The organism is Lacisediminimonas profundi (genome assembly GCF_008831265.1).
Classification (GTDB): domain Bacteria; phylum Pseudomonadota; class Gammaproteobacteria; order Burkholderiales; family Burkholderiaceae_D; genus Lacisediminimonas; species Lacisediminimonas profundi.
In genome coordinates this window covers 101,183-122,298 of record NZ_VTTH01000005.1, presented here as the reverse complement: position 1 = coordinate 122,298, position 21,116 = coordinate 101,183, and the positions used below count along the sequence as shown (strand labels likewise).

Sequence of the window (21,116 nt, the reverse complement as noted above, 5' to 3'; positions counted from 1 at the left end):
GAGGTAAGAGTGTGGCCGGGTCGGGCGGAATGGTGTTCGTTCGGCATTCTGTCATACCAGGCCGAGAGAGCCCCAAACCCATTGCCCGAGCAGCCGGTTCGGCAGCAAGGTGAACACGGCGGCGCCGACCAGTCCAATGTAGGCGCCGACCATGCCGCGCTGGTGGGATTTCAGCTTGCCACGCATGATCGCGTGAACCGCCCGGGCCAGCACCACCAGGACCGTGACCGAAAATATGTGGATCCAGGAGAAATGCCCGCTGCTCCTGATCGCGAACGAAACCAGGGCAGTGACCACCATCAACAGCACCCAACTGCGGCCGGCCAGCTTGTGCACCGGCGTTCCCTTCTTCAGGAACAAGGTAATGGTGCCGATGATGAGCGCCAGCAAGGCGGTAGCGAGATGTACAAGAACGACAGGGGAAGCCAACATGATGTGCTCCTTGGTGAATGTGAAGCACATTTTGCGCAAGGCCCTGCCGGCACCCAAATGGAATGCGACGAAATGCAGGAATGGGGGAGTGAAATGCAGGAGCCCGGCGGCAAGCCGCCGCCCTCCCATGGCGCGGCGGCCGGCGCTACACTGTGCTTGCTCAACTCAAGATGATTGCCATGTGGCCTTACCCCAGATTGATTGCCCATCGCGGCGGCGGCGCGCTGGCGCCGGAAAACACGCTGGCGGCGCTGCGCACCGGCTTGAGCGCCGGATACCGGGCGGTCGAGTTTGACGTGATGCTGGCGGCCGACCAGGTGCCGGTGCTGATGCACGACGAGAATTTCGGGCGAACCATTGCCGGAGCCGGGCAAGTTGCGGCAACGCCTTCGGCCGCCTTGGTGGGGATGGATGCGGGGAGCTGGTTCGGCCCGGCGTTTTCCGGCGAGCGCATCGCGCTGTACCGCGATGCGCTCGCATATTGCCGGTCGCAGGGAATCTGGATGAACGTCGAGATCAAGCCGGCCAGCGGATGGGAGCAGCAAACCGGACAGGTCACGGCGCGCCTGACGGCGGACTTGCTGGGTGATGGCGCCGCCGGGGCCGTGCTTTTTTCATCCTTTTCGATGGCGGCGTTGCGCGCGGCGCAGCAGGCCGCCCCGGGCATACCGCGCGGCCTGCTGGTGCAGGACCTGCCGCCCGACTGGCGCGAGCAGCTGGCGTCGGTGCGGGCCTTGAGCCTGCATATCGATCATGCCCGCCTGACACGGGATATGGCGCAGCTGGTCAGGTCGGCCGGATACGCCGTGTTTTGCTATACCGTCAATTCCGTGCCACGGGCAAGGGAGTTGTCCGGTTGGGGCGTGGACGCGATCTGCACCGACCGGATCGATCTGCTCCGCCCGGATTTTTTCGAGGCTTGATGTTTTGCGGGGGCGACCTTGTCCAGCGCCGGATCGGCGCCCTGATTGCCGGCGTAGCCGCTGTATAATCAACGGTTTGCAATTGAACCGGCAGGTCGCGAGTCCCCATGAAATCGTCCGAAATACGCGAAAAATTCCTCAATTTTTTTGAAGCCCGCGGGCACACCGTGGTGCGGTCGTCCAGCCTTGTGCCGGGCAACGACCCGACCCTGCTGTTTACCAATTCCGGCATGGTGCAATTCAAGGACGTGTTCCTTGGCGCCGAGCAGCGCCCCTATGTGCGGGCGGCCTCCGTGCAGCGTTGCCTGCGCGCCGGCGGCAAGCACAACGACCTGGAAAACGTCGGCTATACCGCGCGCCACCACACCTTCTTCGAAATGCTGGGCAACTGGTCGTTTGGCGACTACTTCAAAAGGGATTCGCTGGTCTGGGCCTTCGAGTTGCTGACCCAGGTCTATGGCCTGCCGAAGGAAAAGCTGTGGGCCACCGTCTACCAGACCGACGATGAAGCGTACGACATCTGGGTCAACGTGATCGGCCTGCCGCCGGAGCGCGTGGTTCGTATCGGCGACAACAAGGGCGCGCCGTATGCATCGGACAACTTCTGGCAGATGGCCGACACCGGTCCCTGCGGTCCTTGTTCGGAAATCTTCTATGACCATGGTCCCGACGTCTGGGGCGGCCCGCCCGGCAGCGACGAGCAGGATGGCGACCGCTATATCGAGATCTGGAACAACGTGTTCATGCAGTTCGACCGCCAGATCGATCCCGATACCGGCGAGGCGGTGCTGCGTCCGCTGCCCAAGCCTTGCGTCGACACCGGCATGGGCATGGAGCGGCTGGCAGCGGTGCTGCAGCATGTGCACAGCAACTATGAAATCGACCTGTTCGATCGCCTGGTCAAGGCGGCGGCGCGCGAGACCGGCACCACCGACCTTGCCAACAACTCGCTGCGGGTAATCGCCGACCACATCCGCGCCTGCTCGTTCCTGATCGTCGACGGCGTGATTCCCGGCAGCGAAGGGCGTGGCTACGTGCTGCGCCGGATCATCCGCCGCGCGCTGCGCCATGGCCACAAGCTGGGCCAGACCAAGCCGTTCTTCTACCGCATCGTCAAGGACCTGGTGCAGGAGATGGGCGAGGCCTATCCGGAACTGGCGGCGGCAGCCGAGCGTGTCGAGCAGGTTCTCAAGCAGGAAGAGGAGCGCTTCGGCGAGACGCTGGAAAACGGCATGAAGATCCTCGAAGCCGCGCTGGCGCATGATCCCGGCCAGCTGGATGGGAAGACCGCCTTCACCCTGTACGACACCTACGGCTTCCCGCTCGACCTGACCGCCGACATTTGCCGCGAGCGCGATGTGACGCTGGACGAAGCCGGGTTCCAGGAAGCAATGGAGAAGCAGCGCTCGACCGCGCGCGCGGCCGGCAAGTTTGAAATGGCGGCTGCCATCGAATATAGCGGCGACAAGACCGAATTCGTCGGTTACGAAAGCCTGGTCCAGGAGAGTCGCGTGATCGCCCTCTACGTGGGCGGCACCCAGGTGCAAAAGCTGGAGGCCGGGCAGGAAGGCCTGGTCGTGCTGGACAGCACGCCTTTCTACGCCGAATCCGGCGGCCAGGCCGGCGACAGCGGCGAACTGGAGAGCGACGGCGCATGTTTCGACGTGCAGGACACGCGCAAGGTCCAGACCGACGTTTTCGGGCATCACGGAAAGCTCATTCGCGGCACGCTGGCGGTTGGCGACATCGTCAACGCCAAGGTCAATGCAATGCTGCGCGCACGCACCATGCGCAACCACTCGGCCACCCACCTGATGCACACCGCGCTGCGGATGGTGCTGGGCGGACACGTCGCGCAGAAAGGGTCGCTGGTCACGCACGAGCGCACGCGCTTCGACTTCAGCCACAACGCGCCGCTCACGGCTGACGAGATCCGCCGCGTCGAGGCGATCGTCAATCACGAGATCCTCGCCAACGTTGCCACCGAGGCGCAGCTGATGTCGTACGACGAAGCCTTGAACAGTGGTGCGGTGGCGCTGTTCGGCGAGAAATACGGTGACCGGGTGCGGGTGCTGGGCATAGGTACCTCCCGCGAATTGTGCGGTGGTACCCACGTCTCCCGTACCGGGGATATCGGCTTGTTCAAGATCGTATCCGAAGGCGGCGTGGCAGCCGGCGTGCGGCGCATCGAAGCCGTCACCGGCGACAATTCGCTGGCGCTGGTGCAGGGCCTGTCGGAGAAGCTCAACCAGGCAGCCGCGCTGCTCAAGGCCAAGCCGGAAGAAGTGACGCAGCGCATCGTGCAGGTCCAGGACCAGTTGCGCACGCTGGAGAAGGAACTCAATTCGCTGAAGTCGAAGCTGGCGGCCTCGCAGGGCGACGAGCTGCTGGGCCAGGCGGTCGACGTCAACGGCATCAAGGTGCTGGCGGCGACCATGAGCGGGGCCGACGTGCCTGCGCTGCGCGCGGCGGTCGACAAGCTGAAGGACCAGCTGAAAACCGCAGCCGTGGTACTGGCCAGTGTCAACGACGGCCGGGTCAGCCTGATCGCAGGGGTCACTGCCGATGTCACTGCGAAGGTCAAGGCCGGCGACCTGGTCAATTTCGTCGCCCAGCAGGTGGGCGGCAAGGGCGGCGGCCGGGCCGACATGGCGCAGGCCGGCGGCACCGATGCCAGTGGCTTGCCCAAGGCCCTGCAGGGCGTGGCGGACTGGGTGCGAGAGCGCGCATGATGCAGGCGCCGCTGCGTTTCTGCCCGGTCTGCGCCACCTCGCTGGTCGAGCGTGAAGATGCAGAGGAGGCTGGCCGCTTGCGGCTGGCCTGTCCCGACGGGCACTGGACATTCTGGGACAACCCCCTGCCGGTGCTGGCGGCGCTGGTCGAATACGAAGGCCGTATCCTGCTGGCGCGCAATGCCGCCTGGCCGGAAAAAATGTTTGCGCTGATCACCGGCTTCATGGAGCGCGGCGAAACGCCGGAGCAGGGCGTGGCGCGCGAACTGCGCGAAGAGACCTCGTTGCAAGCGGATGAGGTCAAATTGATCGGCGTGTACGAATTCATGCGCAAGAATGAATTGATCATTGCCTATCATGTGAAGGCATCGGGGGAGATCCGGCTTTCGCCCGAACTGGTTGATTTCCGGCTTGTGGCCCCCGAGAAGCTCCGGCCCTGGCCATCAGGTACCGGCCATGCGATGGCTGACTGGATGCGCTCACGCGGCTTGCCGTTCGAATACGCAGACCTGCCGCGTCCTGTGGTGACGGATCCGGCGGCCTGATTCATGCCGAGGACCTGCTGCGGACATGGCGCGGCCGGTTTGCGCTAGAATCCCGTTTCTTTATTCTTTGGCATCCAAATGGATTTTCAAAAGGAACTCGACGCACGGGGCCTCAACTGCCCGCTGCCGATCCTGAAAGCAAAAAAAGCACTCGCCGAGCTCAACAGCGGCGATGTGTTGCGCGTGCTGGCGACCGATCCCGGTTCGGTGCGGGACTTTCAGGCATTTGCCCGGCAGACCGGCAACACTCTGCTGAAGCATTCAGCCGATGGCCTGGAGTTCGTTTTTTTCCTGCAGCGCAAATAAGCAGGCGGCCGGAAGTCTGGCAGCAGGCTCTGGCAGCAGTTGCTGGCAACGGCGAGCGACTGACTTCTTCGAATAGCACGATCGTGCTAAATTTCGTTATCACCCCTGAATTTCTTTTATAATTGTCGATTACTTTACGTATACGTCAATCAACTCATTTCGTTTATTGCAAGGGCAAAGTCATGAAAGTACTGGTTCCAGTCAAGCGTGTTGTCGATTACAACGTCAAGGTTCGGGTCAAGTCGGACGGTTCCGGCGTTGATGTGGCCAACGTCAAGATGTCGATGAACCCGTTCGACGAAATCGCGGTGGAAGAAGCCATGCGTCTGAAAGAGGGCGGCAAGGCCACTGAAGTCATCGTCGTATCTTGCGGCGTGACCCAGTGCCAGGAGACCTTGCGCACCGCCATGGCGATCGGAGCCGACCGCGCCGTGCTGGTCGAGTCCGATGCCGACCTGCAGCCGCTGGCAGTCGCCAAGCTGATCAAGGCCGTGGTCGACAAGGAGCAGCCGCAACTGGTCATTCTCGGCAAGCAGGCGATCGACGACGACTGCAACCAGACTGGCCAGATGCTGGCCGCGCTGCTCGGCTGGCCGCAGGCAACGTTTGCATCCCGCGTCAGCATCGAGGGCGACCGGGTCGCGGTGACGCGTGAAGTCGACGGCGGCCTGGAGACCATCTCGCTGGCCCTGCCGGCCGTGATCACGACCGACCTGCGCCTGAACGAGCCGCGCTATGTCACGCTGCCCAACATCATGAAAGCCAAGAAGAAACCGCTGGAAACGCTGAAGCCGGCGGACCTGGGCGTGGATGTGGCGCCGCGGCTGAAAACGCTCAAGGTTTCCGAGCCGCCCAAGCGTACTGCCGGTGTCATTGTGCCCGACGTGGCCACCCTGGTCGCCAAGCTGCGCAACGAAGCAAAAGTCATCTGAGAACACGGTTAAAGAGGAATTGAAATGCTTGCACTCGTCATTGCTGAACACGACAACGCTGGCCTGAAGGGCAGCACGCTGAACACCGTGACCGCCGCCGCGCAATGCGCTGGCGAAGTCCATGTGCTGGTCGCCGGCCAGAACTGCGGCGCCGCCGCTGAAGCCGCCGCCAAAGTGGCTGGTGTCACCAAGGTGCTGGTTGCCGACGGCGCGCAGTTCGCCGACGGCCTGGCCGAGAACGTCGCCGCGCAGGCGCTGGCGATCGCGAAAAACTATACGCACGTGCTGGCGCCGGCCACCGCTTACGGCAAGAACATCCTGCCGCGCGTGGCTGCATGCCTGGACGTCGGACAGATTTCCGAGATCACCAAGGTGGACAGCCCCGACACCTTCGAGCGTCCGATCTATGCCGGCAACGCGATCGCGACCGTGCAGTCGACCGATCCGATCAAGGTCATCACCGTTCGCACCACCGGCTTTGACGCTGCTGCTGCCGGCGGTTCGGCTGCGATTGAAAACATTGCCGCGGTCGACGATTCCGGTAAATCGCGCTTCGTGTCGCGCGAAGTGGCCAAGTCCGACCGTCCTGAACTGACGGGCGCCAAGGTCATCGTGTCCGGCGGTCGCGGCATGGGCTCCGGCGACAACTTCAAGATCCTGGAGCCGCTGGCTGACAAGCTCGGCGCGGCAATGGGCGCGTCGCGCGCAGCAGTCGATGCCGGCTTCGTGCCGAACGACTGGCAGGTCGGGCAGACCGGCAAGATCGTGGCGCCGACGCTGTACATCGCAGTCGGCATTTCCGGCGCGATCCAGCATCTGGCAGGCATGAAGGATTCGAAGACCATCGTGGCCATCAACAAGGATCCGGAAGCGCCGATCTTCAGCGTTGCCGATTACGGCATCGTTGGTGATTTGTTCGAAATCGTGCCGCAACTGGTTGGCGAACTGGGCTGACGCACTGGCCTGACGCACTGGGCCGCCGGATTCGGTTGACGAATTCGGCGGCGTTTCGCATCCAGATGGATAGTCCGGCCGCAGCTTCCCGCCGCCGCGGGCCGGGGCGGGGCGGCATCAACACGTATCGGAGCAATTGATGAGTTACGTCGCCCCACTGAAAGACATGCTGTTCGTGCTCAACGAACTGGCAGGACTTCCCCGCATCAGCCAGTTGCCCGGTTGCGAAGACGCGACGCCGGAAACCGCGCAGGCCGTGCTCGAAGAGAATGCCCGCTTCTGTTCCGAAGTGGTGGCGCCGCTGAACATCGGCGGCGACCAGCAGCCCAGTTCCTGGGACAAGGGTGTCGTTACCACGGCGCCGGGCTTCCGGGCGGCCTTCAAGGCCTTTGGCGAAGCCGGCTGGCAGGGTGTGCAGCATCCGGTCGAATTCGGTGGGCAGGGCCTGCCCAAGCTGGTGGCGACGCCATGCATCGAAATGCTGAATTCGGCCAACCTTTCGTTTGCCCTCTGCCCCTTGTTGACCGACGGCGCCATCGAGGCGCTGATGACGGCAGGCAGCGAGCAGCAGAAGCAAACCTATCTCGCAAATCTCATCTCCGGCAAATGGACCGGGACCATGAACCTGACCGAGCCGCAGGCCGGCTCCGACCTCGCCATGGTTCGCACCCGCGCCGTCCCTGAGGGCGATGGTACCTACAAGCTGTTCGGCACCAAGATATTCATCACCTTTGGCGAACACGACATGGCCGAGAACATCGTCCATCTCGTGCTGGCCCGCACCCCCGGCGCGCCCGAGGGGGTGAAGGGTATCTCGCTGTTCATCGTGCCGAAATTCCTGGTCGCGGCGGACGGTTCGCTGGCCGGCCGCAACGACGTGCACTGCGTCTCGATCGAACACAAGCTTGGCATCAAGGCCAGCCCGACCGCCGTGCTGCAATTCGGCGACCATGGGGGCGCCATCGGCACGCTGGTTGGCGAGGAAAACCGCGGACTGGAGTACATGTTCATCATGATGAACGCAGCGCGCTTTGCAGTTGGCATGCAGGGCGTCGGCATTGCCGAGCGTGCTTATCAGAAGGCGGTGCAATATGCGAAGGATCGCGTGCAGTCACGCGATCCGGCCGGGTCGCCTGGTCCTGTGACCATCATCCACCAACCCGATGTGCGCCGCATGCTGATGTCGATGCGGGCCCAGACCGAAGCGGCGCGCGCGCTGGCCTACGTGACGGCCGCGGCTTCGGATGCAGCCCATCATGATCCCGATGAAGCATCGCGCAAGGCCAATCGCGCTTTTTACGAGTTCATGGTGCCGGTGGTGAAGGGCTGGTCTACCGAAATGTCGGTCGACGTGGCCTCGACCGGCGTGCAGGTGCATGGCGGGATGGGCTTCATCGAGGAGACCGGCGCTGCCCAGTACTACCGCGACGCCCGCATCCTGCCCATCTACGAAGGAACCACTGCAATCCAGGCCAACGATCTGGTGGGGCGCAAGACGGCTCGTGACGGCGGCGCCGTGGCGCGCGCAATCATTGGTCAGATCCGTGAGACCGAGGCAGCGTTGGCCGCAGCCGGTTCAGGCGACCTGGTTGCGATCGGCACGCAACTGGTGGCCGGATCGCTTGCGCTGAAAGAAGTGGTGGATTTCATTGTCGCGAACATGAAGTCCGACATTCGCGGCGTGTTCGCCGGCAGTGTGCTTTACCTGAAGCTGGCCGGTATCGTGGCAGGCGGCTGGCAGATGGCGCGCGCTGCCCTGGTCGCACAACGCCAGTTGCAGGCAGGCGAGGGTGATGCCGCTTTCCTGAAAGCGAAAATCGCGACGGCGCGCTTCTTTGCCGATCACATTCTTTCGCAGGCAGCCGGGTATCGTGCTGCCATCGTCAGCGGCAGCGCCGCGGTGATGGCGCTGACTGAAGATCAGTTCTGACGCTGGCGTAGCAGTTTTTTCGCGGGCCTGTCAGCCGTAGGCGCCGCCGGTGTATAGAAGATCGAAGGTGCGCGCGATGGTCCAGATCAGGCCGACCGCGCCGCCGCCGACTGCCAGCACCAGCAGGACCGCCAGCGGCCAGCCGCTGCGCGATTGCCGGCCGGAACCGGCGTTGTAACGTTCATCCCACTTCTCGTCCGGCGTCAGGCCGATGACCAGCGCGACCAGCACGCCCACCAGCGCGGAAAGTACCAGCGGTCCGGCGGAGAATAGCCCGGGCAGCGCAGGCGCGGTCTCGCGCAGCAGCAGCGACAGCGGCACGGTCGACAAATGCAGCAGGCCCCAGCGGTCGCGCGCTCCCTTGAGGTAGAAACGGTGGGCGCCAAGGCCGCCGAGCAACAGCGCAAGCAGGGTGGCGAAGGTTTTGTTCTTGTGGGTTTGCATGGGCTTGCTCATTGGTAGTGCCATATCAGGGCCAGTGATTCCGGCCGTTGCAGGGCGGCCTAGTGTGCCTCAGCCCTATCCGGAAGGCAACGCGAGACGGCGCTGCTTGCGTCCGCTGCGCACACAGCCCTCGCGGAACAGGGCGGAAGTCCTTGATTTATCGGCAGAATTGGCTTGGCTTAGGGTATCAGTCCTTGCGCTGGCCTTGCCGTACACGCTATAATCTGCGGCTTTTCCCGGTTCGAACACTTTTTGGAATCAACATGGTCGTCATTCGTTTAGCTCGTGGAGGCGCAAAAAAGCGCCCGTTTTATAGCATCGTCGCCACCGATTCCCGTAATCGCCGCGATGGCCGTTTCATTGAGAAAATCGGCTTCTACAACCCGCAGGCTGGCGACAAGGAAGAAGGCCTTCGTATCGCCGCTGATCGCCTGACATACTGGCAGTCCAACGGCGCGCAAATGTCGCCGACGGTTGCCCGTCTGGTGCGTCAGTCCGCTGCAAAGTCGGCTCCGGCTGCTGCCTGATAGTGCATCGGCTGATTCCGGCAACGCTGTTGCAATCGTCGTATGTCGAAATCGCCGGTCACTGACGCGTCCGCTCCATCCGACCTGGTACTGGTCGGGTATGTTGCGGGTGCTTATGGCTTGAAGGGCTGGGTGCGGGTGCGTCCTTTTTCGCACGATGCCGATGCCCTGCTGGCAGCGCGTACCTGGTGGATTGATCGTCCGGCACTGCATGATGTCGAAGTGATGCAGTCCAAGCTACATGTCGATGAGGTGGTGGCCCAGTTGATGGGCGTCGCCGATCGCGATGCGGCAGAGGCGTTGAAGGGCACTGCCGTGCAAGTGCGGCGAGGCCACTTCCCGGCGCTGGACAAGGACGAGTTTTACTGGGTCGACCTGATCGGCCTCGATGTCGAAAACCTGCGCGGCGAGCCGCTCGGGACAGTCGCTGACCTGATGGAAAGCGGCGCGCATCCGATCCTTGTGGTCGACGCGGCGCCGGCTGCCGAGGGTGAAAAGCGCGAACAGTTGCTGATTCCTTTCGTGGACCGTTTCGTCCACAAGGTCGACCAGGCTGCGCGACGCATCACGGTCGACTGGGAACGGGATTATTGAAGCGGTACGGAGGCGGGATGCAGTTTGACGTCGTCACGCTTTTTCCGGAAATGTTTTCGGCCCTGACGCAATCGGGTATCACCCGCCGTGCGTTCGACCAGAAACGATGTGAACTGAGCTTGTGGAATCCGCGCGATTTCACCAGCGACAATCACCGCACCGTGGATGACCGGCCGTATGGCGGCGGTCCCGGGATGGTGATGCTGGCAAAGCCGCTGGAATCCGCAATAGATGCGGCCCGGCAGCGTCAGCAGCAGGCGGGTTTGCCCAGGCCGCGCGTGATTTACATGTCGCCGCAGGGCCGACAACTGACCCACCAGCGCGTGATGGAATTGCGTGACGAAGCGGGCATGGTGTTGCTGTGCGGACGTTACGAAGCAGTGGACCAGCGTTTGCTGGATCGCTGCGTGGATGAAGAAATCAGCCTTGGCGATTTCGTGTTGTCCGGAGGCGAACTGCCGGCGATGGCGCTGATGGATGCCGTGATACGGCAGTTGCCGGGCGTGTTGAATGACGAGGCGTCGGCCGCACAGGACAGTTTTGTGCATGGCTTGCTGGATTGCCCGCATTACACGCGGCCGGAAGTGTACGAAGGCGTGCCGGTGCCGTCGGTCCTGCTGGGCGGGCATCATGCCGAGATCGTGAAATGGCGGCGAGAACAATCGCTGCGCAACACGGCGGCAAGGCGGCCGGAATTGATCGGGCAGGCGCGGGCGGCGGGATTGCTGAGCGCTGCCGATGAAAAGTTTCTTCGCAATCTGCCGAAGGCAGTTGCGTGAAGTGTGCATGCAGGCATGTTGCCTGCATGAGTCAACCCCATCCTCTACCGGGCATGAGAAGTCGATAACGGCGCCGGCAAGATGGTTACAGGAGTGAAAAATGGACTTGATCCAGCAACTTGAGCAGGAAGAAATTCAACGTCTGGGACGCACCATCCCTGATTTCGCACCCGGCGACACTGTCATCGTGAGCGTGAACGTTGTTGAAGGTACCCGCAAGCGCGCCCAGGCTTATGAAGGCGTGGTGATTTCCCGTCGCAACCGCGGCCTGAATTCCAACTTCATCGTCCGCAAGATTTCGTCCGGCGAAGGCGTCGAGCGTACGTTCCAGCTGTATTCCCCGCTGATCGCGTCGATCGAAGTCAAGCGTCGCGGTGACGTCCGTCGCGCCAAGCTGTACTACTTGCGCGAGCGTTCGGGCAAGTCGGCTCGTATCAAGGAAAAGCTGCCGGCACGTCGTGTCAAGGCTGTTGCTCCCTGAGCAAGCCGGATCCGGTCAAAAACCCGCGACAACAGTCGCGGGTTTTTTTTTGGCCAGCAGGCCTTCAGGAATGAATTGTTGCGCTGCCTTATAATGGATTTTTACCTTCTCATCCTGCGTCCGCAGGCATGAACGAGAATACGTGGCAAAACTGCAATTCGATCCCAAGGCGCTGCCTGTCGATTCCTATGCCGGCGAGTCAGCGGTCCTGTCCGCCCGCCTGACCATGGAGGGGCTGCGTGCCCATTTTGCCAGTCCACCCTTGTGGCAGCCCGAGATCACCGATGAGCACAGGCAGCGGGAGGCTGGCGCGAAACACACGGCGGCATCGGTGCTGATGCCGGTCGTCGTTCGTCCGCAAGGCCTGACCATGCTGTTGACCCAGCGCACCGACCACCTGACCCACCACAGCGGACAGGTCAGCTTGCCTGGCGGGCGTGCCGAAGCAGAGGATGCTTCCGCCATCGAGACTGCGCTGCGCGAGGCCGAGGAAGAAGTCGGCCTGCAACGCAAGCATGTGGAAGTGGTCGGCACGCTGCCCGACTACTACACAGGCACCGGTTACCGGGTGACGCCGGTGGTTGGCCTGGTCCACCCACCGATCGACCTGATCGCCGACCCGTTCGAGGTGGCGGAGATATTCGAGGTGCCGCTGGCGTTCCTGATGGACGGCATGAACCACCAGCGTCGCACCCTGGAGCTGCCAGGCGGAAGCGGCCAGCGCACCTTCTACGCCATGCCCTATGACCGCTTTTTCATCTGGGGCGCGACAGCAGGCATGCTGCGCAACCTGTTCCATTTCCTGCGGACCTGACGGTGCCCCAACGGCAGCGCCTGGCAGGGCGGGAGCAGTCCCGGTTTGATTCCGGCCCCTCGCTGGGTTATCGTATCGTTCGTCCCACCCTGAAACCGACCTGATGACCTTCTTCTCCATACTGATCGCCCTGCTGATCGAGCAACTCAAGCCGCTGCGTGCCGACAACCCGGTCTATAACGCGGTGAAGCTGCTGGCGACCAAAGTGGAGGGTGGATTCAATGCCGGCATGCGCGAGCACGGTCGGCTCGGATGGTTCGTGATGGTCGGGGCGCTGATCGTGCCGACCATTCTCGTGTACTGGATCTGTGCCCGCATCAGCCCCCTGCTGGCGCTGGCCTGGAACATACTGGTGGTCTACCTGACGCTGGGACTGCGCCACTACAGCCACTACTTCACGTCGATCCAGCTGGCGCTCAACAGCGGCGATGTCGACAATGCCCGTACCCTGCTTGCGGAGTGGACCAAACAGGACACCCGGGGGCTGGAGATCGGCGAGATCTCGCGGCTGGCGGTGGAGAAAGCGCTGGTCACGACCCATCGCAGCGTTTTTGGCGTGTTTTTCTGGTTCCTGATGCCGCTCGGGCCGGCGGGCGCAGTGCTGTACCGGGTGTCGGAGTACCTGTCCCGTGCATGGAACGAGCCCGACCATATGCAGAACGAGGCTTTCGGCCGCTTCGCCGCCCAGGCTTATTACTGGATCGACTGGGTGCCGGCACGCCTGACGGCTGCGGCTTTCGCAGTGGTCGGCAATTTCGAAGATGCCGTTTATGCATGGCGCAATTTTGCCCATCGCTGGCACGACGAGACCATGGGAATCATCTTGTCGGCGGGCGGCGGCGCGATGGGCGTACGCCTGGGTAGCCCCGCCGAAAATGCGACGGCTTTGCTTCCCGCAGATGCCGCCGTAATCGATTCGATCGACGTCGAGGCCGACGTGCTTCCCGGTGATGAGCCGTCGCCCCGGGCATTGCAGAGCACGGTCGGGCTGGTCTGGCGCGCGCTCTTGCTGTGGATGTTGCTCCTGCTGCTGTTGTCGCTCGCGGTCTGGCTGGGCTGATCCTTTCCCCGGCAGAGCTGTACTTCCTTTCGCTGTTACCTTTACGTGGTACGTGCAACCCGCAACGTGTCCCGTTAGCACGCTTCTTGCGTTCTCAGCGCTTGGGCGAAGCGCATGACCCGCTTTGATGCGTTATCCAAGCATCAGTCAAGCATCACCCAAGTCTTCTATAAGCCAAGTCTTCTATAAGATATAATATGCATGACAGAGCGGGCGCTACAAAATGGCGTCCCGCATTCCGGGCGATCTTGCTCCAGCGAGGCGCCGGGACCGACTGATTAATGCCGCACAAATGGCCGAATCGAACAAAAGCGCACCCCGCGAATTTTTCATACAGGGACTGACCAGTAATGGCAGGCCGTTCCGGCCGAGCGACTGGGCCGAGCGCCTTGCCGGCGTGATGTCATGCTTCCGGCCTGAGGGCTCGGTCGGACCTGACATGCACCTCCAGTACTCTCCCTATGTACGTCCTACCATGCTCGGCGGCGTGAAATCGGTCGTGGTCAGCGAAGCCCTGCGCGACCTGGAGCCCCTGGCCTATCATTTCGTGCTTGATTTTGCGCGCGACAACGATCTGCAAATCGTGGATGCCTGCCCATTGCCGGAGCGACAGGAAAAAAGCTGAATCGCCCCCCCATGGCAGGATCTGCCGGCGATATGGCCCATGGCGTCTTGCAGATCGACTGCGGGTGTCCGTGCCGGGGATAAACCCGGATCATCAATTCTCACGCCTCCTGGCCTGCAATCGCCCACCAGTTTGCTGACCGCCCGACTGGGGGTGAAATCGGACCATTCTTGCGCAGGCTTTTAACGCTTGTTGCCCCCGCTTTGTACTGACGGCATCCTGCCCGCGTTGCCACCAGCGGATCAAGCAGATGAGTCCTGTACGTACCTCCCACGGTTTTTCCCTGATCGAGTTATTGGTGGTCATGGCGATCATCGCGATCATTTCCGCGGTCGCAGTCCCCAATTATTCCGATTACATCACCCGGGCCAGGGTGAGCGAGTCGACCAGCGCGCTGGCGGTGTACCGGATCAGGCTCGAACAGTACTACCAGGACAACCGGAACTACGGGGGGAAAGCCTGCGGCGTCGCCGCTCCGCAAGCGAGCAGGTTCTTCAGTTACGCCTGCGATTGGCGCTCGAGCGGGCAGGGCTACCTGGCAAGCGCTGCCGGAATAGCTGGCACCAGCACCGAAAGTTTTACCTTCACACTCGATCAGGATGGCGCGCGCACGACCACTTCGCTGCCAACTGGCTGGGGCAGCGCCAATCAGCCCTGCTGGATACTGGCCAAGGGCAATAGATGTTGAACCATGCGCCCAATATCGAGCAGATTATCGAACCGAGTCCCGAGCCGAGTCCCGAGCCGAGTCTCGCGCCGACCCACATGCCGGGACGCCCGGGCGAATCAGGCCTCAGCATGGTCGAACTGCTGATTTCCCTCGCCGTCATGCTTGCCGTACTCGTCGCTTCCGTGCCGGCCTTTGGCGCCTGGGTGCGCGACATGCATGTCCGTGCAGCTGTCGAGTCCCTGAAAAGCGGTATCGAACTGGCCCGTATGGAAGCGATCCGGCGCAATGCGCGCGTCAGTTTCCGGCTGCCGGGCGGCGCTCGACCGCTTTGGGAATTCGGATGCGCCGGCGGCGAATGTGCAGCGGTGATCCAGTCCGCGCCGGCCGGCGAAACCTCCGGTGCGTCGCTGACGGCGCAATCCAGTCCGCCGTCGGCCACGGCGCCATCGTCGGTCAGCTTCAACGGACTGGGACAGGTCGATGCCGCCGGCGGGATCAGCACAATCAGCAGCATCGCAGTGCGCGCGGCTGGCAGCGATCGGCGGCTGGTGCTACAGATATCCCAGGCCGGCTCGATCAGCGTGTGCGACCCGCTGCTGCCGGGAGCAGAGTGCCCGTGAATCGCCCGGGTCTTCACTGCCGGAATCGAATCCTCGGTGCGGCGCTGCTGGAAGCCATCATCGCGATCCTGCTTTTTTCCGTCGGTGTCACCGGGGCGCTGCTGTTGCTCGGTACTGCGGTTCGGGAGAACAGCGCGGCGCAATACCGTGGGCAGGCAGCGATGCTGATCGACGCTGTCATCGCCGACATGTGGACCGGCGAACGCAGCCAGGCCGGACTGCTCGCTCGTTTTGCCAGCACGGCGAGCGGGTTCATGAACTGGAAGGACCGGGTAGCGGCAAGCTTGCCTGGCACCGCCGAAAAGCCGCCCGAGATCGATGTCGGCGCGGATGGCACCGTCACTGTGAAGCTCTACTGGCGCGCGCCGGGTGACGGGTCTTTTCATCAGTTGGTGACTGTGACGCGAATCAGGGACTGAGGCCGGATGAGAGCATTGCGCGGCAACATGCAGGGATACAGCCTGGCCGAAACCATGGTCGGGATGCTCATCGGCCTGCTCGGTGTGCTGATGATCATGCAGGTGGCAACGCTGTTCCAGGAGCGGCGGCACAGTGCCGTGGCGGCCAGCCAGGCTGCCGGGCATGGTGCGCTGGCGGCACACGCGATGGAGCGCGACCTGCGCAGCGCCGGCTATGGGCTCGGTGCCGCCACCGGATGCCGGCTTCACAGATTCTTCCTCAACAAGGCGCTTGCGCCCATGTCGCTGACTCCATTGGAAATCACGGCCGACCTTGCTGGCCCTGACGTCGTGCTGATACGTTTTGGCACCAGGCCCGCCGCGGTCGATGCGGTCCCGATTACCCAGGCGCATACCGCCGCCACCACTGTCCTCGAACTCGCCAGCACGGCCGGCATGGCCGCCGACGACCAGGTGATCCTGTTCGAGCCGGGCCGCGACTGCATGCTGGCCGAGATATCGACGACGCCATCGGGTACTGCCATCCGGCATGAGGCCGGCACCCACAAATGGAACAGCGGGGGCGGTGGGGCCAGCGGGAACAGTGCTACTCCCGGCAGCGGGTCGGCGCTTGGCGACTACACCACGGCCGGTTCCGTGATCGACATCGGCCAGCTGGGAATGGTGGAGTACATGGTGCGCGGCGGCGTGCTGCAGCGGCGCGTTTACCGGCCAGCCAGCAACGATTGGCAGGCGCAGGAACTCGCGACCGGAATCGTGCTGCTCAAGGCGCAGTACGGATTCGATACCCGTCCGGGGACAAGCGCCGCGCGGCAGGTCACGAGCTGGCGCGACAGCATGGTCGACGCCGATGGCGATGGCACCCTGGGTAGCGCCGGCGACGTGTTGCGCATGCTTGCTGTGCGGATGGTGCTGCTGGCGCAGGTCGGGGCCAGGGAGAAGCCGGGCGCCGATGGCTGCCAGACGACCACGGTCAAACCGCAATGGCACGCAGGAGCGGCCGACGGCAACGTGACGCTGGCCGACCTGCCGGTCGGCCAGATCGGCGATTGGAAATGCTATCGCTACCAGGTCTTCGAAAACGTGATCCCGTTTCGCAACCTGTTGTGGCGATGAAGCGGGCAATGAAGCTTGCAATGAAGCTGGCAATGAAGCGGGCAATGAAGCTGGCAATGAAGCAGCCAATCGCGTTGGCATGCAGGACGCGCCTGATTCCCCGCACCCGGGGCGCCGCCCTGCTGATCGCGCTGGTGGTGCTGGCGGGCTTGATGCTGGCTACGGTCGGACTGGTTCGTTCGATCGATGCGGGCAACCTGCTGGCCGGCAATCTCGCCTTCAAGCGGGCCAGCCTGAACGCAGCGGATGTCGGCGCCGAGGAAGCGATTGCCTGGCTCAGCGACCGGACCGATACGACCGTAATTCACCAGGATGTCGCCAGCGCCGGCTATTACGCCAGCAGCACCGGCGAATGGGACATGACCGGCAACCGTGACGGCGCCAACTGGTCGCGAGTGGACTGGGATGACAACCAGTGCAACCAGAGTTACAAGGGCCGCTCGGCGAAGTGCATCGGTGCCTCGCCGGCGACAGCGGCTGGCAACTCCGGCAACGAGGCCCATTACGTTATCCATCGCATGTGCAGCGCGGCCGGGGCGGTCGATGCACCCGGTAACGATTGCCAGGCCTTCCGGCCGGCCAGCGGTCCCGTGTCGGTTTACTACCGGATCACTGTCAGGGTCGCCGGGCCGCGCAACACCCGCAGTCATACCGAAACCGTAGTTCGCTTCTGATCCGCCTGAACTGTCTACCGGAGTCCTGCCATGTCCCTGCACCACACCATCCGGATCGCCGTCCTCGTCTGCAGCATGCTGGCAATGCCGATGCTGGCACGGGGCCAGGCCAGCATCGACATAGCCAGCGTGCCGCTGCAGGCCAGTGGGCGGGCCAAGCCGAACCTGATGTTGCTGCTGGATGACTCTGACTCCATGCGATGGAGTTACATCGGTGATGGCATGTTTTACCTGAGGCACCGGATCGGGTTCCGCAGCCATCTTTGCAATGCGCAGTACTACAACCCGGATCTGCGCTACCAGATACCGTTCATGCCGGATGGCGGCGCGTTCCCGATGCCTGCGTTCAAAAGCGCTTTCTTCGATGGCTTCCGCGACAAGCCTGTGGTCACCGACCTTTCAAGTAACTACCGCCCCTGGCATGACACCGATGCGACGCCCTTAGGCTACGACCGCGACTGCGACAACTGCGCAGTGAACGGCAAATCCCCTGCGAAAGGTGCAGCCTTCTACTATCGCTACATTGGCAGCGCCGACAACCGGACGAAGCTGGGCAGTGTGCGTACTAGCGGCAGCGGCAGTGACGATCCCTGCTGGTACACGGATGATTTGTCCAGCGATGCATCGGCCAACTGGCAACGGGTGACGGTGGACGGCATCAGCGGTCCGGCCGGCAATGCCGACGAGCGCCAGAATTTCGCGATCTGGTACAGCTTCTGGCGTACCCGCATGTTGGCAATGAAGTCAGCCATCAGCATCGCCTTCCAGGCCATCGACGAGCAGTTCCGGGTCGGATTCAGCACCATCAACTACCGCGGCACCGATGCGCAGAACACGCATTTCCTGGACATCGCCGATTTCAATGCCGCACAGCAGAGCACCTTTCACCAGAGGGTGCAGGCCAGCAATCCCGACTCCGCCACACCATTGCGCGCTGCACTGTCGAAGGCCGGCCGCATTTTTGCCGGCAAGCTGGGGGTAGATCCCTTGCAGTATTCCTGCCAGCGCAACTTCAGCATCATCGCCACCGACGGCGCCTGGAACGATGGCAACGAGACCGCCGTCTATGGTCCGCTGGGCCGGGAGGGCAAGCTGGTGGGGAATGTCGACGGCGCGCTCGCGCGGCCAATGTTTGATGGCACTGATGGCGCCACGGGACCATCGAACACGCTGGCTGATGTCGCGGCTTACTACCGTCATACCGACCTGCGTCCGGGAACCTGCAAGGCCGGCGGGCTCTGCACTGACGATGTGCCCGGCCCGGATGGACGCCCCACCTTCCAGCACATGAGGACCTATGCGATCGGCCTCGGCATTGCGGGACTGCTCAAATATGCCGATGACTACGCCAGTGCCGCGGCAGGAGACTATGCCGACATCGTCAGCGGACGGCGCAACTGGCCCGATCCGACCGATGGTGGCGCCGCCCGTGTCGACGATCTCTGGCATGCCGCGGTGAACGGCGACGGGCAGTATTTCAATTCCCGGAACATCGCCCAGTTGCAGGGAGCGCTGAAGGCGGCGCTGGACGCCATCGTGGTGCAATCGGGCGCCGACGCGCCGGTGTCATTCGACAGTACCGCAGGGCAGGGCGGGCGCCAGGTATTCACCACCAGTTTCCGCTCTTCAGCCTGGGACGGCGACCTGGTCGCCAGCACTGTCGACCCGATCACGGGCTTGCCGGGTGCCCGTCTGTGGAGCGCCGGACAAAAGCTGAACCAGCGCATGGGTGCCGCGGATGACCGCAGGATCTATCTGTACGATGCAAGGCCAGCCAGCACAAACCGCCTGAAGCAATTCACCGCCGCTTCGCTGGCGGACACCGAGAAGGCCCGGATTGCCGCCTGCGGCAGCGGCGCACCGTTGATGCAATGCAGCCGCCTGAGCGACGCCCAGAAGCAATTCCTGAACGACAACATGGTGGCATTCCTGCGTGGCACACGTTTGTCCGGGGATGTGTTCCGAAGCCGCGCCAACGTGCTGGGCGACATCGTCAACTCCGCGCCGGTCCATGTGGGCCGGCCGTCCGCCGCCAACGCCGATAGCGGATACCAGGATTTCGCCGTCGCCAACAAGGGCCGGCGCGAAGTCGTCTATGTCGGCGCCAACGACGGCATGCTGCATGCGTTTTCCGCTGCCACCGGCGACGAACTATGGGCTTATATACCGCCGGCCATGCTGCCGCGGCTGGCCAGGCTTGCCGACCAGCGCTACGCATCGCGCCACCAGTTCCTGGTCGATGGCACGGTGGCGGTGGCCGATATCTGCATCTCCGCAAGCAGCTGCACGGCCGGCAACTGGCGAACCATCCTGGTCGGCGGGTTCAATGCTGGCGGCAGCGGCTACTATGCGCTCGACATCACCGACCCGGACCAACCGACGGCGCTATGGAATTTCAACAGCGACCCGGGCCTTGGACTGAGCTTCGGCAATCCGGTCTTCGCGCGCCTGGCGGACGGTACGTGGGCGGTGGCGCTGACATCCGGCTACAACAACGCTAGCGGCACGGGACAACTGTACGTGCTCAACGCCTGGACTGGCGCGAGCATCAGGACCATTGCAACCGGTGCCGGCAGTGCGGAGCAACAAAGCGGGCTGGCGCGCATCGCTGCCGGCATCGACGATACCGGCGCGCTGATCTATGGCGGCGACTTGCTGGGCAACCTGTGGCGCTTCGACCTCAACCAGAGCGACCCCGCAAAAGCGGTAGCACGGCTAGCAAGCTTCGCTTATCCCGGTGCAACACCGGGTCTGCCAACGGGCCTGCCAACGGGACTGACACCTCGCGTGCCGCAGCCGATCACCACCGCGCCATTGCTGTCACGGGCATTTGTCGGAGGCCAGAACCGGACCCTGATCGTAGTGGGGACCGGCCGCTATCTCGGCGACAGCGACAAGTCGCTCACTGGCAAGCAGACCCTGTATGTGCTGCAGCAGCCGGCCGGCAACATCCCGCTCGACGATCCGCGCGCCAGTATGGTGGCACGGACCTTGAGCGAGCAATCCGATGGCAGCCGTTCCATCGTAACGCCGGCGCAGCTTGACTGGACCCAGCGCGCCGGCTGGTATCTTGATCTGGATCCGGGCGGCACATCGCCCGGCGAGCGCATCAACGTCGATCCCCGGATTGACGGCAGGGTGCTGAGTCTTGCCGGCAATGTACCGAGCGCCAATCCATGCAGCAGCGGCAGCGCCTGGTTCTACGCACTCGACTTCGGTTCCGGGGCAACCCGGGCGCCGACGGTCGGCACTGCCATTACCCGTCATGACGGCGGCCTGCTGGCGGGCCTTACCCCGCGCCGCGTTGGCAATGTGATGTCGATGCTGCTGGTGTCCGAATCCGGAAAACAGCGTGTGCTGGGCAACTGGCAGCTGCAGTCGGCGATGCCGAAGCGCGTGTCCTGGCGACAAATCGTCGACTAGGCGGCGGGTTTCTTTCTGCGCAGCCTCAGCGCATGCGCCGAACCTGCTTGGCGCATGCTCCGGCTTTTGGCATGATGAGCTATTGGCGGCCATTGCCGCCATCGCTGTCAATGCGA

Annotated in this window: 22 protein-coding genes; 20 read left to right on the top strand and 2 right to left on the bottom strand. The window is 63.2% G+C overall.

Annotated features, from left to right (window positions below):
* Nucleotides 1-51 precede the first annotated feature (51 nt).
* Nucleotides 52-432, bottom strand: coding sequence for a DUF2306 domain-containing protein (locus FVE66_RS15070; protein ID WP_161993293.1), 381 nt, complete (start codon nucleotides 430-432; stop codon nucleotides 52-54).
* Nucleotides 433-584: 152 nt separating this feature from the next.
* Between FVE66_RS15070 and ugpQ the strand changes: the two genes are divergently transcribed.
* The 7 genes from ugpQ to FVE66_RS15035 all read left to right on the top strand — a co-directional run bounded on the left by ugpQ (nucleotide 585) and on the right by FVE66_RS15035 (nucleotide 8,754).
* The gene (gene ugpQ / locus FVE66_RS15065; RefSeq protein WP_338325390.1) at nucleotides 585-1,355 is read left to right on the top strand and encodes a glycerophosphodiester phosphodiesterase; all 771 of its coding nucleotides are present in this window, start codon (nucleotides 585-587) and stop codon (nucleotides 1,353-1,355) included.
* 107 nt (nucleotides 1,356-1,462) lie between these two features.
* On the top strand, nucleotides 1,463-4,087 hold the full coding sequence (gene alaS / locus FVE66_RS15060; protein WP_151448275.1) for an alanine--tRNA ligase: 2,625 nt from the start codon (nucleotides 1,463-1,465) through the stop codon (nucleotides 4,085-4,087).
* On the top strand, nucleotides 4,084-4,632 hold the full coding sequence (locus tag FVE66_RS15055; RefSeq protein ID WP_194164399.1) for an NUDIX domain-containing protein: 549 nt from the start codon (nucleotides 4,084-4,086) through the stop codon (nucleotides 4,630-4,632). Before alaS ends, FVE66_RS15055 begins: the two co-directional genes overlap by 4 nt.
* Nucleotides 4,633-4,710: 78 nt before the next feature.
* A complete protein-coding gene (locus tag FVE66_RS15050) occupies nucleotides 4,711-4,938 on the top strand; it encodes a sulfurtransferase TusA family protein (RefSeq protein ID WP_151448274.1) in 228 nt (75 codons plus the stop codon).
* Between the two features lie 182 nt (nucleotides 4,939-5,120).
* Nucleotides 5,121-5,870, top strand: a complete 750-nt coding sequence (locus tag FVE66_RS15045; protein ID WP_151448273.1) for an electron transfer flavoprotein subunit beta/FixA family protein — start codon at nucleotides 5,121-5,123, stop codon at nucleotides 5,868-5,870.
* A 24-nt stretch (nucleotides 5,871-5,894) separates the two neighbouring features.
* On the top strand, nucleotides 5,895-6,824 hold the full coding sequence (locus FVE66_RS15040; RefSeq protein ID WP_151448272.1) for an electron transfer flavoprotein subunit alpha/FixB family protein: 930 nt from the start codon (nucleotides 5,895-5,897) through the stop codon (nucleotides 6,822-6,824).
* A 139-nt stretch (nucleotides 6,825-6,963) separates the two neighbouring features.
* Nucleotides 6,964-8,754 carry an acyl-CoA dehydrogenase gene (locus FVE66_RS15035; RefSeq protein WP_151448271.1) on the top strand — a complete coding sequence of 597 codons (1,791 nt, stop codon included), beginning with the start codon at nucleotides 6,964-6,966 and terminating at the stop codon, nucleotides 8,752-8,754.
* A 30-nt stretch (nucleotides 8,755-8,784) separates the two neighbouring features.
* Here the strand turns inward: FVE66_RS15035 and FVE66_RS15030 are convergent, their stop codons facing one another.
* The gene (locus FVE66_RS15030) at nucleotides 8,785-9,210 is read right to left on the bottom strand and encodes an NINE protein (protein ID WP_151448270.1); all 426 of its coding nucleotides are present in this window, start codon (nucleotides 9,208-9,210) and stop codon (nucleotides 8,785-8,787) included.
* A 251-nt stretch (nucleotides 9,211-9,461) separates the two neighbouring features.
* On the opposite strand from FVE66_RS15030, the gene rpsP reads away from it, so the two are divergent.
* The 13 genes from rpsP to FVE66_RS14965 all read left to right on the top strand — a co-directional run bounded on the left by rpsP (nucleotide 9,462) and on the right by FVE66_RS14965 (nucleotide 21,000).
* Entirely contained in the window at nucleotides 9,462-9,725 is a 264-nt protein-coding gene (gene rpsP / locus FVE66_RS15025) for a 30S ribosomal protein S16 (RefSeq protein WP_151448269.1), read from the top strand.
* Between the two features lie 42 nt (nucleotides 9,726-9,767).
* Nucleotides 9,768-10,319 carry a ribosome maturation factor RimM gene (rimM, locus tag FVE66_RS15020; RefSeq protein ID WP_151448268.1) on the top strand — a complete coding sequence of 184 codons (552 nt, stop codon included), beginning with the start codon at nucleotides 9,768-9,770 and terminating at the stop codon, nucleotides 10,317-10,319.
* Between the two features lie 17 nt (nucleotides 10,320-10,336).
* Nucleotides 10,337-11,098: a tRNA (guanosine(37)-N1)-methyltransferase TrmD gene (gene trmD, locus FVE66_RS15015; protein WP_151448267.1), complete on the top strand. Its 762-nt coding sequence runs from the start codon at nucleotides 10,337-10,339 to the stop codon at nucleotides 11,096-11,098.
* Between the two features lie 100 nt (nucleotides 11,099-11,198).
* On the top strand, nucleotides 11,199-11,579 hold the full coding sequence (gene rplS / locus FVE66_RS15010) for a 50S ribosomal protein L19 (RefSeq protein WP_151448266.1): 381 nt from the start codon (nucleotides 11,199-11,201) through the stop codon (nucleotides 11,577-11,579).
* A 142-nt stretch (nucleotides 11,580-11,721) separates the two neighbouring features.
* Nucleotides 11,722-12,393: a CoA pyrophosphatase gene (locus tag FVE66_RS15005; RefSeq protein ID WP_241673236.1), complete on the top strand. Its 672-nt coding sequence runs from the start codon at nucleotides 11,722-11,724 to the stop codon at nucleotides 12,391-12,393.
* A 103-nt stretch (nucleotides 12,394-12,496) separates the two neighbouring features.
* Nucleotides 12,497-13,453 (top strand): CobD/CbiB family protein, encoded by a 957-nt coding sequence (locus tag FVE66_RS15000; protein ID WP_151448265.1) that lies wholly within the window; start codon nucleotides 12,497-12,499, stop codon nucleotides 13,451-13,453.
* A gap of 292 nt (nucleotides 13,454-13,745) precedes the next feature.
* Nucleotides 13,746-14,078 (top strand): DUF3579 domain-containing protein, encoded by a 333-nt coding sequence (locus FVE66_RS14995; RefSeq protein WP_151448264.1) that lies wholly within the window; start codon nucleotides 13,746-13,748, stop codon nucleotides 14,076-14,078.
* A gap of 250 nt (nucleotides 14,079-14,328) precedes the next feature.
* Complete coding sequence (locus tag FVE66_RS14990) at nucleotides 14,329-14,766, top strand: type IV pilin protein (RefSeq protein ID WP_151448263.1); 438 nt, start codon at nucleotides 14,329-14,331, stop codon at nucleotides 14,764-14,766.
* On the top strand, nucleotides 14,760-15,368 hold the full coding sequence (locus FVE66_RS14985; RefSeq protein ID WP_151448262.1) for a GspH/FimT family pseudopilin: 609 nt from the start codon (nucleotides 14,760-14,762) through the stop codon (nucleotides 15,366-15,368). Before FVE66_RS14990 ends, FVE66_RS14985 begins: the two co-directional genes overlap by 7 nt.
* Nucleotides 15,365-15,787 (top strand): type IV pilus modification PilV family protein, encoded by a 423-nt coding sequence (locus FVE66_RS14980; RefSeq protein WP_151448261.1) that lies wholly within the window; start codon nucleotides 15,365-15,367, stop codon nucleotides 15,785-15,787. Before FVE66_RS14985 ends, FVE66_RS14980 begins: the two co-directional genes overlap by 4 nt.
* Nucleotides 15,788-15,793: 6 nt before the next feature.
* Nucleotides 15,794-16,903, top strand: coding sequence for a PilW family protein (locus tag FVE66_RS14975; RefSeq protein ID WP_151448260.1), 1,110 nt, complete (start codon nucleotides 15,794-15,796; stop codon nucleotides 16,901-16,903).
* Nucleotides 16,904-16,911: 8 nt separating this feature from the next.
* The gene (locus FVE66_RS14970) at nucleotides 16,912-17,577 is read left to right on the top strand and encodes a pilus assembly PilX family protein (protein WP_151448259.1); all 666 of its coding nucleotides are present in this window, start codon (nucleotides 16,912-16,914) and stop codon (nucleotides 17,575-17,577) included.
* Between the two features lie 30 nt (nucleotides 17,578-17,607).
* Nucleotides 17,608-21,000: a pilus assembly protein gene (locus FVE66_RS14965; RefSeq protein ID WP_151448258.1), complete on the top strand. Its 3,393-nt coding sequence runs from the start codon at nucleotides 17,608-17,610 to the stop codon at nucleotides 20,998-21,000.
* The last annotated feature ends 116 nt before the right edge of the window (nucleotides 21,001-21,116 follow it).

Coding starts and splice junctions, on each gene's coding strand:
- FVE66_RS14985 (WP_151448262.1), top strand. CDS start 14,760: ATGTTGAACCATGCGCCCAATATCGAGCAGATTATCGAACCGAGTCCC.
- FVE66_RS15070 (WP_161993293.1), bottom strand. CDS start 432: ATGTTGGCTTCCCCTGTCGTTCTTGTACATCTCGCTACCGCCTTGCTG.
- FVE66_RS14970 (WP_151448259.1), top strand. CDS start 16,912: ATGAAGCTTGCAATGAAGCTGGCAATGAAGCGGGCAATGAAGCTGGCA.
- FVE66_RS15045 (WP_151448273.1), top strand. CDS start 5,121: ATGAAAGTACTGGTTCCAGTCAAGCGTGTTGTCGATTACAACGTCAAG.
- trmD (WP_151448267.1), top strand. CDS start 10,337: ATGCAGTTTGACGTCGTCACGCTTTTTCCGGAAATGTTTTCGGCCCTG.
- FVE66_RS15030 (WP_151448270.1), bottom strand. CDS start 9,210: ATGAGCAAGCCCATGCAAACCCACAAGAACAAAACCTTCGCCACCCTG.
- FVE66_RS15055 (WP_194164399.1), top strand. CDS start 4,084: ATGATGCAGGCGCCGCTGCGTTTCTGCCCGGTCTGCGCCACCTCGCTG.
- FVE66_RS15040 (WP_151448272.1), top strand. CDS start 5,895: ATGCTTGCACTCGTCATTGCTGAACACGACAACGCTGGCCTGAAGGGC.
- FVE66_RS14975 (WP_151448260.1), top strand. CDS start 15,794: ATGAGAGCATTGCGCGGCAACATGCAGGGATACAGCCTGGCCGAAACC.
- rimM (WP_151448268.1), top strand. CDS start 9,768: ATGTCGAAATCGCCGGTCACTGACGCGTCCGCTCCATCCGACCTGGTA.
- FVE66_RS15035 (WP_151448271.1), top strand. CDS start 6,964: ATGAGTTACGTCGCCCCACTGAAAGACATGCTGTTCGTGCTCAACGAA.
- FVE66_RS14995 (WP_151448264.1), top strand. CDS start 13,746: ATGGCCGAATCGAACAAAAGCGCACCCCGCGAATTTTTCATACAGGGA.
- FVE66_RS14965 (WP_151448258.1), top strand. CDS start 17,608: ATGTCCCTGCACCACACCATCCGGATCGCCGTCCTCGTCTGCAGCATG.
- FVE66_RS15050 (WP_151448274.1), top strand. CDS start 4,711: ATGGATTTTCAAAAGGAACTCGACGCACGGGGCCTCAACTGCCCGCTG.
- FVE66_RS15000 (WP_151448265.1), top strand. CDS start 12,497: ATGACCTTCTTCTCCATACTGATCGCCCTGCTGATCGAGCAACTCAAG.
- rpsP (WP_151448269.1), top strand. CDS start 9,462: ATGGTCGTCATTCGTTTAGCTCGTGGAGGCGCAAAAAAGCGCCCGTTT.
- rplS (WP_151448266.1), top strand. CDS start 11,199: ATGGACTTGATCCAGCAACTTGAGCAGGAAGAAATTCAACGTCTGGGA.
- alaS (WP_151448275.1), top strand. CDS start 1,463: ATGAAATCGTCCGAAATACGCGAAAAATTCCTCAATTTTTTTGAAGCC.
- FVE66_RS14990 (WP_151448263.1), top strand. CDS start 14,329: ATGAGTCCTGTACGTACCTCCCACGGTTTTTCCCTGATCGAGTTATTG.